Annotated in this window: 10 protein-coding genes; 5 read left to right on the forward strand and 5 right to left on the reverse strand. The window is 67.0% G+C overall.

Translation table 11 applies throughout. The features are described from left to right. Positions 1 to 28 precede the first annotated feature (28 nt). Complete coding sequence (locus ACSFA5_RS14340) at positions 29 to 2,545, reverse strand: ABC transporter permease (RefSeq protein ID WP_435444699.1); 2,517 nt, start codon at positions 2,543 to 2,545, stop codon at positions 29 to 31. 273 nt (positions 2,546 to 2,818) lie between these two features. Then, positions 2,819 to 3,886 carry a selenide, water dikinase SelD gene (gene selD / locus ACSFA5_RS14345; RefSeq protein WP_435444700.1) on the reverse strand — a complete coding sequence of 356 codons (1,068 nt, stop codon included), beginning with the start codon at positions 3,884 to 3,886 and terminating at the stop codon, positions 2,819 to 2,821. A 74-nt stretch (positions 3,887 to 3,960) separates the two neighbouring features. Between selD and ACSFA5_RS14350 the strand changes: the two genes are divergently transcribed. From ACSFA5_RS14350 to mnmH, 5 genes are all read left to right on the forward strand, one after another. Then, the gene (locus ACSFA5_RS14350; protein WP_435444701.1) at positions 3,961 to 4,818 is read left to right on the forward strand and encodes a putative selenate ABC transporter substrate-binding protein; all 858 of its coding nucleotides are present in this window, start codon (positions 3,961 to 3,963) and stop codon (positions 4,816 to 4,818) included. Positions 4,819 to 4,966: 148 nt separating this feature from the next. Then, the gene (locus tag ACSFA5_RS14355) at positions 4,967 to 5,782 is read left to right on the forward strand and encodes a phosphonate ABC transporter ATP-binding protein (RefSeq protein ID WP_435444702.1); all 816 of its coding nucleotides are present in this window, start codon (positions 4,967 to 4,969) and stop codon (positions 5,780 to 5,782) included. Beyond that, positions 5,779 to 6,606: a PhnE/PtxC family ABC transporter permease gene (locus ACSFA5_RS14360; protein ID WP_435444703.1), complete on the forward strand. Its 828-nt coding sequence runs from the start codon at positions 5,779 to 5,781 to the stop codon at positions 6,604 to 6,606. Before ACSFA5_RS14355 ends, ACSFA5_RS14360 begins: the two co-directional genes overlap by 4 nt. After that, positions 6,603 to 7,409, forward strand: coding sequence for a phosphonate ABC transporter, permease protein PhnE (gene phnE, locus ACSFA5_RS14365; protein WP_435444704.1), 807 nt, complete (start codon positions 6,603 to 6,605; stop codon positions 7,407 to 7,409). Before ACSFA5_RS14360 ends, phnE begins: the two co-directional genes overlap by 4 nt. Positions 7,410 to 7,433: 24 nt before the next feature. Next, the gene (gene mnmH, locus ACSFA5_RS14370; RefSeq protein WP_435444705.1) at positions 7,434 to 8,483 is read left to right on the forward strand and encodes a tRNA 2-selenouridine(34) synthase MnmH; all 1,050 of its coding nucleotides are present in this window, start codon (positions 7,434 to 7,436) and stop codon (positions 8,481 to 8,483) included. A 166-nt stretch (positions 8,484 to 8,649) separates the two neighbouring features. Here mnmH and ACSFA5_RS14375 read toward each other — a convergent pair whose 3' ends face one another. The 3 genes from ACSFA5_RS14375 to ACSFA5_RS14385 form a co-directional block, all read right to left on the reverse strand. After that, positions 8,650 to 9,120 carry a DUF805 domain-containing protein gene (locus ACSFA5_RS14375; protein ID WP_435444706.1) on the reverse strand — a complete coding sequence of 157 codons (471 nt, stop codon included), beginning with the start codon at positions 9,118 to 9,120 and terminating at the stop codon, positions 8,650 to 8,652. Positions 9,121 to 9,130: 10 nt separating this feature from the next. Next, positions 9,131 to 9,532: a hypothetical protein gene (locus ACSFA5_RS14380; RefSeq protein ID WP_435444707.1), complete on the reverse strand. Its 402-nt coding sequence runs from the start codon at positions 9,530 to 9,532 to the stop codon at positions 9,131 to 9,133. 454 nt (positions 9,533 to 9,986) lie between these two features. Then, complete coding sequence (locus ACSFA5_RS14385) at positions 9,987 to 10,196, reverse strand: hemagglutinin repeat-containing protein (RefSeq protein WP_435444768.1); 210 nt, start codon at positions 10,194 to 10,196, stop codon at positions 9,987 to 9,989. Positions 10,197 to 10,221 lie beyond the last annotated feature (25 nt).

The raw sequence follows: 10,221 nt of genomic DNA on the forward strand, positions 1-10,221 counted from the left end.
GGCCTTTTCTGGCGCGCAGCGACTCGCGCTATTCGGACGCCCGCCGCAGCGTGTCGACCACCGGCCGGCGCAACACGTCGCGCAGGCCCCACCAGCCCGCGCCCAGCGCGAGCACCGCGCCGGCCAGCGCGCCGGCAACGGGCACCAGCGGCGACGCGGTCCAGGTGAACTCGAACACATAGCGCGCCAGCGCCCAGCCGATCAACGAGGCCACGATGCTCGCAAGAAAACCGGCCAGCAAGCCCACGCCGATCAGCTCGGCGCGCTGCACCTGGCGCAACAGGCTGGCACGCGCGCCCACCGCGCGCATCACCGCGAACTCGCGCGCGCGCTCTTCGCGCGTGGCCGTCACCGCCGCGAACAGCACCACCAGGCCCGCCGCCAGCGTGAAGCCGAACAGGAACTCCACCGCGCGAATCACCTGCTCGAGCACGCGCTGCACCTGGTTGATGGTCGCGCTCATGTCCACGTTGGTCACGTTGGGGTAGCTGCGCACCAGGGCGTTGTCGAAGCCCCTGGTTTCGGGCGCGCGGAAGGCGCCCATGTAGGTCACCGGCACGTCGGCCAGCGAGGCCACCGTGTACATCACGAAGAAGTTGGCATGCAGCGAGCCCCAGTCGACCTTGCGCAGCGAGGTGACGCGCGCGTCGTTCTGCATGCCGCCGATGTCGAAGCGCAGGCTGTCGCCCAGCTTCAGGCCCAGCGTCTCGGCCAGGCCCTCTTCCACGCTCACCTCGCCGGCCGCACCGGGCGTCCACTTGCCGGCGGTGATGGCGTTGTGCTCGGGCGCCTGCACGGCGTTGCTCAGGTTGAACTCGCGGTCCACCAGGCGCTTGGCGCGGTCCTCGGCGTAGTCGTCGGGCGTCACGGGCTTGTCGTTGATGGCGACCAGGCGGCCACGGATCATCGGGTACCAGTCGAACTTGGCCACGCCCGCGTCGCGCAGCGACTTCTGGAAGGCGTCGCTCTGGTCGGGCATGACGTTGATGACGAAGCGGTTCGGCGCGTCGGGCGGCGTGGCCTTGCGCCAGCTCGCCACCAGGTCGGTGCGCAGCAGCACCAGCAGCACCAGCGCCAGCAGCCCGACCGACAGCGCGCTGACCTGCACCACCGCATAGGCCGGCCGCGCCGAGATCTGCCGCGTGGCCAGCACCAGCCAGCGCGGCGCGGTGGTTTCGTTCACGCTGCGGCGCAGCACCTTCACCGCCAGCCAGCTCAGCAGCGCGAACACGGCCACCGCAGCGGCGAAACCGCCCACCGCGATCAGCCCCAGCTTGAGGTCGCTGCTGGCCGCCATCAGCAAGGCCGCGAAGCCCGCCACGCCCACGCCCAGCACCGCCAGCGAGGCCGGCTTGAGCCCGCCCACGTCGCGCCGGATCACGCGCAGCGGCGGCACCTTGGCCAGCTGCAGCACCGGCGGCAGGCCGAAGGCGAACAGCAGCGTGAGGCCCATGCCCAGGCCGAAGGCCACGGGCCACAGCGTGGCGGCCGGCAGCGCGGTCTCGACCAGCCCTGCCAGCAGCAGCACGAACACGTAGTGCACCGCGAAGCCGATGGCCACGCCCAGCGCGCTGGCCACCAGGCCGATCACCGCGAACTCGAACGCATAGGCCATGGCGATGGTGCGCTGGCTCTGGCCCAGCACGCGCAGCATGGCGCAGTCGTCCAGGTGGCTGGCCGCGAAGCCGCGCGCGGCCAGCGCCACGGCCACCGCCGACAACAGCGCCGCCAGCAGCGCCACCAGGCTGAGGAATTTTTCGGCGCGGTCCAGCGTCTGGCGCATTTCGGGACGGCCGCTCTCGAAGGAATCGAGCCGCACGCCGCGCAGCTCGCCCTTCTTGATGGAGGCGTCGGCCCAGTCTGTGAAGCGCTTCACCGCCACGTCGTTGCCGGCCACCGCATAGCGGTAGCCCACGCGGCTGGCCGGCTGCACGAGCGCGGTGCGCGCCACGTCGGCCTGGTTGAGCATCACGCGGGGAGAGAAGCTCATGAAGCCGGCGCCGCGGTCGGGCTCCAGCGTGATGACGCGGCCCACGCGCAGGCCGGTGTCGCCCAGCAGCAGGGTGTCGCCCACCTTCAGGCCGAGCGAGTCGAGCAGCGATGCATCGACCCACACCTCGCCGGCCGGCGGAATGTCGCGCGTGACCGCGCCCGCGCCGTCGAGCGTGGTCGAGGTCTGCAGGCTGCCGCGCAGCGGGTAGCCGGGCGCCACGGCCTTCAGCGCCACCAGCTTGCTGGCGCCGCCCTGCGCGTCTTCGGCCCGCGCCATGGTCGGAAAGCCGTAGGTGCCGGAGCCTTCCAGGCCCAGCGATTTCGCCTGCGCGATGAAGGCCTCGGGCGTGGGGTTGTCGCTGACCACCACCGCGTCGCCGCCCAGCAGTTGGCGCGCGTCGCGCTTCAGGCCGCCCTGCAGGCGGTCGGCGAAAAAGCCGACGGCCGTGAGCGCGGCCACGGCCAGCAGCACGGCGACGATCAACAGGCGCAGCTCGCCGGCGCGCAGGTCGCGCCAGAGCGTGCGCCAACCCAGGCGGAGAGAGGCATTCATGGCCGCGACGATAGCCCAGAGGCCCGCACACGGCGGCATTCAAGGGTTATTGCGGATCGGGGCGAGGCCCGTGGACGGGGCCGATGGAGACTAGTTCCCGGCAGGAAGGCCGAGCTTCAAACCCGGTGACTGGCGCCGTTGTCTTGCGCCTTCCCCTTCCGGGGGAAGGCTGGGATGGGGGCCAGCGGCGCTGGTTCTGCTCCGACCCTTCATCGACCGCCGCTTGCCCCCACCCCTGCCCTCCCCGGGAAGGGGAGGGAGACATGCGGGGACCTAAGGCAGCACGCGCAGCGAGGGTTGACCAGCCTCGACACGGCCGATCACGGCCGCCTGCGCAAAGCCTTCCTGGCGGAAGATCTCCAGCACCGCATCGACCGCTTCAGGCGCGCAACTCACGAGCAAACCACCCGAGGTCTGCGGATCGCTCAACAGGTCCTGCGCGGTGGCCGGCAGACCCGCAGCCAGCTCCACGTCGGCGCCGTAACCCGCCCAGTTGCGGCCCGACGCGCCGGTGACGAAGCCCTCGGCCGCCATCGCCGCCACGTTGTCGAGCAGCGGCACCTTCGACCATTCGACGACGGCGGTGAGCTTCGCGCCGCGCGCCAGTTCGAGCGTGTGGCCGGCCAGGCCGAAGCCGGTGACGTCGGTCAGCGCATGCACGCCGTCGAGCGCCGACAGGGCGATGCCCGGCGTGTTGAGCTTCGTCGTGCTGTCGATCAGCTGGCGGTAGCCGGCTTCGGACAGCTGCTCTTTCTTGAGCGCCGCCGACAGCACACCCACGCCCAGCGGCTTGCCCAGCACCAGCACGTCGCCGGCTTTCGCATCGGCATTGCGCCGCACGCGGTCGGGGTGCACCAGTCCCATCGCGACGAGGCCGTAGATCGGCTCGACCGAATCGATGGTGTGGCCGCCGGCAATCGGGATGCCGGCCGCGCGGCACACGTCCTGCCCGCCGCGCACGATCTCGGCGATCACTTCCACCGGCAGCTGGTTGATCGGCATGGCCACGAGCGCCAGCGCCATGATCGGCCGGCCGCCCATCGCGTACACGTCGCTGATCGCGTTGGTCGCGGCGATGCGGCCGAACTCGTAGGGGTCGTCCACGATGGGCATGAAGAAGTCGGTGGTGGCGATCAGCGCCTGCTCGTCGTTGAGCCTGTAGACGGCCGCGTCGTCGGCGGTCTCGATGCCCACCATGAGCTCGGGCGGGATCATGCCGCCCGCGTGGTTCTTCAGGATCTGCGAGAGCACGCCCGGCGCGATCTTGCAGCCGCAGCCGCCGCCGTGAGAAAAACTCGTGAGGCGCAAGGGTGCGAGCGGGTTCATGAGCGTTGGGTTCATGGGGCGATTATCGAAGCGGCCCCGGTTTCTACAATCCTGTCCTTTCCCATCCCCCACGTCCCCGAGGCACATCCATGAAGAAGACTCTCACCCAGGCAGCGCTCGCGCTGGCTATTTCCGCCGCGAGCTTCGCCGCTTTCGCCCAGGGCGTGCTGCGCGTCTCGGCCATTCCCGACGAGGCGCCCACCGAATTGCAGCGCAAGTTCACGCCGCTGGGCGACTACCTCAAGAAGGAAACCGGCATGGACGTGCAGTTCACGCCCGTGACCGATTACGCCGCCGTGGTCGAGGGCCTGGCCACCAACAAGATCGACCTGGCCTGGCTGGGCGGCTTCACCTTCGTGCAGGCGCGCATTCGCACCAACGGCGGCGCGGTGCCGATCGTGCAGCGCGCCGAAGACGAGGTGTTCACCAGCAAGTTCATCGTGCCCATCGACAGCCCCGCCAGGACGCTGGCCGACCTGAAGGGCAAGACCTTCGCGTTCGGCGCGCCTTCTTCCACCTCGGGCAGCCTGATGCCGCGCTACTTTTTGCTGCAGGCCGGCATCAATCCCGAGAAGGACTTCAAGACGGTCGCGTTCTCGGGCGCGCACGACGCCACGGTGGCTTTCGTGGCCGCATCGCGCGCAGAAGCGGGCGTGCTGAATGCGTCGGTGTGGGACAAGCTGGTCGAGGCCAAGAACCCGAACGCGGCCAAGGTGCGCGTGCTGGCGACCACGCCGACCTACTACGACTACAACTGGACGGTGCGCCCCGGCATGGACCCGGCGCTGCAGAAGAAGCTGACGGATGCCTTCCTGAAGCTGGACCCGGCGAACCCGGCCGACAAGGACATCATGGCGCTGCAGCGCGCGAGCAAGTTCATTCCAACCAAGTCGTCGAACTACGACGGGATCGAGACGGCGGGGAAGTCGGCTGGGTTGATCAAGTGAGATCGGGCGTGAGGGGGACACCCTCACCCCAACCCTCTCCCGCAGGCGGGAGAGGGGGCCCATACCAACAGCCGGGCCCCGCCTTGCCCCCTCTCCCGCTTGCGGGAGAGGGCTGGGGTGAGGGAACGGCGCAGGAAAGCCCCTCCGCGTGAGCTTCTCCCTCGACGCCATCGGCGTTGTCCACCCCAACGGCCATCGCGCCCTGGCCGGCGTCACGCTCGCCGCGCACGCCGGTGAGCGCATCGCCGTCATCGGGCCCTCGGGTGCCGGCAAGACCACGCTGCTGCGCGTACTCGGTGCGGCGCTGCGGCCCACGGAGGGCGAGGTGCGGGTGCTGGACAGCAAGCCCTGGCAACTGCCGGCCGCCGAGCTGAAGAAGCTGCGCGCGCGCATCGGCACCGTGCACCAGTCGCCGCCGATCGCGCCGCGCCTGCGCGTGGTCACGGCCGTGCTCGCAGGCCGGCTCGGCGAATGGTCGACGCTGCGTGCGCTGGGCTCGCTGTTCTACCCCTCCGACATCGCCGGCGCGCACGAGGCACTCTCGCGCCTGTCGATGGAAGACCGCCTGTTCGACCGCTGCGACCGCCTCTCGGGCGGACAACTGCAGCGCGTGGGCATTGCGCGCGCGCTGTACCAGCGCCCCGCCCTGCTGCTGGCCGACGAGCCCGTGTCCGCGCTCGACCCCACGCTGGCCGACGCCGCCATCGGGCAACTGGTCGCGCAGAGCGACACCACCGGCGCCACGCTCGTCGCCTCGCTGCATGCTGTGGACCTGGCGCTGCGCTGGTTTGCGCGCATCGTCGGCATGCGCAACGGGCAGGTGATGTTCGACCTGCCCGCCGCGCAGGTCACGCCTGCGATGCTCGATGCGCTCTATGCGAGCGAAGGCGGCATCGCGACACAGCGGCCCCTGCCGCCGGGCGCGGCGTTGGAAGCGGCCTTCCAGCGGCCCGACTGCCCGTGAGCACTGCCATCGCCCATCGCGACCCGCACGCAGCGCGCCGGCTGGCCGCGTGGCTCGCCGCACTCGTCATCGCCTGGCCGATGCTGGCGCTTTCCGAATTCAAGCCCTGGGCGCTGTTCGAAGGCGGCAACCTTTCTGTGATCGGCGGCTTCCTCGCGGGCTTCTTTCCGCCCGACGGCTCGCCCGACTTTCTTGCGCTGCTTTTCAAGGCCACGCTCGAGACGTTGGCCATGGCCACGGCCGGCACTGCGCTGGCGTTGCTGATCGGCGCGCCGCTGGGCTTCGTGACCACGCGCGCGCTGTCGATCTCGCGCATCGGCCCGGGCCCCGGCCGGGTACAGGCCGGCGTGGTGCGGCAGGCCGCGCGCTGGCTGTTGATGGTGCTGCGCGCCATTCCGGAAATCGTCTGGGCGCTGCTGTTCGTGCGCGCGCTCGGGCTCGGGCCGGCATCTGGCGTGCTGGCGCTGGCCATCACCTACGGCGGCATGCTGGGCAAGGTGTACGCGGAGATCCTCGAATCGACCGACACCCGCCCCGCGCGCGCCCTGCTCGAAGGCGGCAGCGGCCGGTTCTCGGCGCTGTGCTACGGCCTGCTGCCGAACACCGCGCAGGAACTGGCCTCCTACACCGTGTACCGCTGGGAATGCGCGGTGCGCGCCTCGGTGGTGATGGGCTTCGTGGGCGCGGGCGGGCTGGGCCAGCTGATGGACCAGTCGATGAAGATGCTCAACAGCGGCGAGGCGAGCAGCATTTTGCTGGTGTTCCTGGCGCTGGTGCTGCTGGCCGACCTGCTGAGCAATGCCTTGCGCAAGCTGCTTGCATGACCGCGTTGTCCCCTCTGCCCCCTTCCCCGCCGCCGTGCTGGCGCTGCCGCATCGCGCTGCTGCTGATCGGCGTCGCGGTGGTGGCGAGCTTTGTCTACCTGGGCATCGACTACCGCGCGCTGGGCTCGTCGGAGTCGCTGCGCCTCATGGGCAAGTTCATCGCGGAGTTCTTCCCACCCGATGTGTCGCCGGACTTCCTTGCCAAAGTCGGCAATGGCGCGTTGCAGACGCTCGCGGTGTCGGCCCTGGGCACGGTGCTGGCGGCCGTTGCGGGCGCGGTGCTCGCGCTGCCGGCGTCGGGTCGCGCGGGCGGTGCGTTGCGCCACGGCGCGCGCTTTGTCCTCAACTTCTTGCGCAGCGTGCCCGAACTCGTGTGGGCCGCGCTGATGGTGCTGGCCGCGGGCATCGGCCCGTTTGCCGGCGCGCTGGCCTTGTCGCTGCACACCACGGGGGTGCTGGGCCGCCTGTTCGCCGAAGCGCTGGAGAACGCCCCGCGTGAGCCCGAGCACGCGCTGACGCTCTCGGGCGCCGGCCCGGTCGCGGCCTTCAGCTACGCCAGCCTGCCCATCGTGCTGCCGCAATGGGTGGCCTACACGCTCTACCGCTGGGAAATGAACATCCGCATGGCTGCCGTGCTGGGCTTCGTGGGCGGCGGCGGGCTGGGGCAGCTGCTGTACTTCCACCTGTCGATCTTCCAGCAGCAGCAGGCGATGACGGTGCTGATCGCGATGTTCGTGCTGGTCACCTTCGTGGACTTGGCGAGCGCTCGCTTGCGAAAGGGCCTCGGCCCGGCGTACGCCTGACAATCGCGGTATGAGGTTTCTCCCATGAGTCATCGCCAGCCCGTGCGGGTGCCCGACCGGCACGCCTTCGACACGATCATCGACGCCCGCTCGCCGGCCGAGTTCGCGCTCGACCACATTCCCGGCGCCATCAACTGCCCGGTGCTCGACGACGAGGAGCGCCGCGTCGTCGGCACCATCTACGTGCAGACCGGCGCCTTCGAGGCCCGGCGCATCGGCGGCGCCATGGTGGCCGCCAACATCGCGCGGCATCTGCGCGACACCCTGGCCGACCGGCCCGAGAACTGGAAGCCGCTGGTCTACTGCTGGCGCGGCGGCATGCGCAGCGGCTCGATGGTGACGTGGCTGCGCCTGGTCGGCTGGGACGCGCAGCAGCTCGCGGGCGGCTACAAGAGCTTTCGCCGGCACGTGATCACGCAGATCGATGCGCTGACGCCGCAGCTCGACCTGCGCGTGGTCTGCGGCGCCACCGGCAGCGCCAAGACCCGCGTGCTGCATGCGCTGGCCGCGCGCGGCGCGCAGGTGCTCGACCTGGAAGATTTCGCGAACCACAAGGGTTCGTTGCTGGGCGCGCTGCCGGGGGTGGCGCAGCCGTCGCAGAAGCACTTCGAGACGCGCATTGCGGCAGTGCTCGAAACCGTCGATCTTTCGCGCCCGCTGTATGTGGAGGGCGAAAGCATTCGCATCGGGCGGCTGTCGCTGCCGTTGTCGCTCGTGGCACGCATGCGCGCGGCCTCGTGCATCGAGGTGGCCGCCACGCCCGAGGCACGCTTGGCCTACCTGCTGCGCGACTACGCCTACCTGGGCGACGACCGCGGCGCGCTGGCCGACAAGCTAGGCGTGCTGAAGGAGATGCAGGGCAAGGAGACGGTGGCGCGCTGGCAGCAATGGGCGCACGAGGCGGACCTGCCGCATCTGTTCGCGGAGCTGATGGCGCTGCATTACGACCCGCATTACGAGAAGTCGCAGGAGCTGCACTTCAAGGCATGGGACCGGCGGCGCAGCGTGGCGGCGCCCGATCTGTCGGATCAGGGGATCGAGGCTTTGGCGGATGCGGTGTTGGGGATGGATTGAAAGCCATTTCAACGGTCACTTCTTGAGGGTTTCCGCAGCTGCTCAGGGCCCTGCTCGTGGGCTTAATTCTTTCAGGTGCACATCCTCAAATGGCCGACCTGCCGTTTGATGACCCTCAACGGGCGACCTATCTCGGCATAAAGGCAGTTCCTGAGCTCTTTGTCAGCTAAGGCTGAGCCAGAAGCGCATGTCGAATGGAGTAGTACGTTAACAGTGCTGAATATGATGCACCCATTGCGATGACGAACAGGACCAGCGCAACCATCGTCTTTATGAATCCCGAAGGCTTTGGAGCATTGCCATAATCATCTGCCCATCGTGCTCCCGACAGGAACGCCAGAACAGGCAACGCAATTACACCGATAAGTGGAAAACTCAAAACCTTGACCGACCACGCAGGAAAATTGAGATCTTTCAATCTACGAATGGACGCAGCGTAAAATATTGCTCCTAACATGGAGCCAGTTCCCGACACCAATATATTGAGCATGATCAATTCTGCTCGACTACTCCATGCAATAGCCCGGCATAGGACGACGGTGACAAGAGACCAGACTGTCACGCTCGCCGACATGAGCAGCAGATACGTTCCCGCCCCCATTCGGGGAGTAAAAATATTATTTGCCGGCATACTCATCAAGCCCTTGCTACTCAAAACAAAAAGTAATCACAGCGAAATCATTGGTTTGACTCAGGGGGTGCGCCGCCATCTTTCGCGCAAAATACCCGAACACTCTTTCCAAAATGAAGTATTCGCCTCTTGCCTCCGAAAACCCCAAGCTCCATTGATCGCCTATTGACTGCCAAGACACTGTTAAATCCACACCTTTTGAATCCCAAAAAGTCATCAGCTGAATTTTCATTTTCTCCAATTCATCAACCGACCAATTCTCCAATTCCATTTCTTCGCCTTCACATGACCATGCAAGAATTTTTCCACAATAGGGATTCACCGCACTCAATTCAAAAAGCAATGGAATTTCTTTCAAAATACCCACAACATCATCGAATGGATTCGGCAAAACAACTCGAAGCGTACCAACTGTCATTTTGACTCCCTCCCAGATTTGGCAGTTTGTTTGATCTTACCGGCCCATCTACACCAATCAGCTACCCGTTTGGTCCGATGACATCGATGTGCGTACTTCCACGATTTGTATAGTTTCGTTGAATATCTTTCCTCCAGAAATTCCAGCAACCCGAAGTTCACGGTTTTCCCGACCTGATTCGCCTTGGCACCGCTGCCTTGACTAGAAGGGCCAGCTCCGTCCGAATCCGATCCGGTCGATAGCGTCCAATTTCCAGACTCATATCCAAGTCGTCCTCCCGAAACCACCGGCGCGCGGCCAGGAACACAAACAGGGGGAATGCACCACAACCAACGATGCTGCGCACTTGATAGTCGGCCTTCCTCCGGTTCCTTCGGCGGTGTCCTTGTCTGACTTCCGAAGAATCTCCGCGACGATGCGGCCCTCGGCATCGCCTTCGCTGATACCCAGTTTCTTAGCTATGGCCCTTGCCGTTGCTCACACCCAGCTGAATGCTGAAGCCGTTCTGAGCCCCGGCACCAAAGGTCACGCCCACGTTGGCACCGTTGCTGGAATTCTTGCCAGTCGTCACGACGGAAGTGCGGCTGGCCTCCAGCTTGATGTCGTTGTCGGCCGCAAGGTTGACGGTGCTGCCCGCCGCAATGGTGGAGCCAACGGCGTGGATGTTCGAGCTCTTGCCGCCACCTCTT

It is taken from the genome of Variovorax monticola (assembly GCF_051216855.1).
Lineage (GTDB): Bacteria > Pseudomonadota > Gammaproteobacteria > Burkholderiales > Burkholderiaceae_C > Variovorax.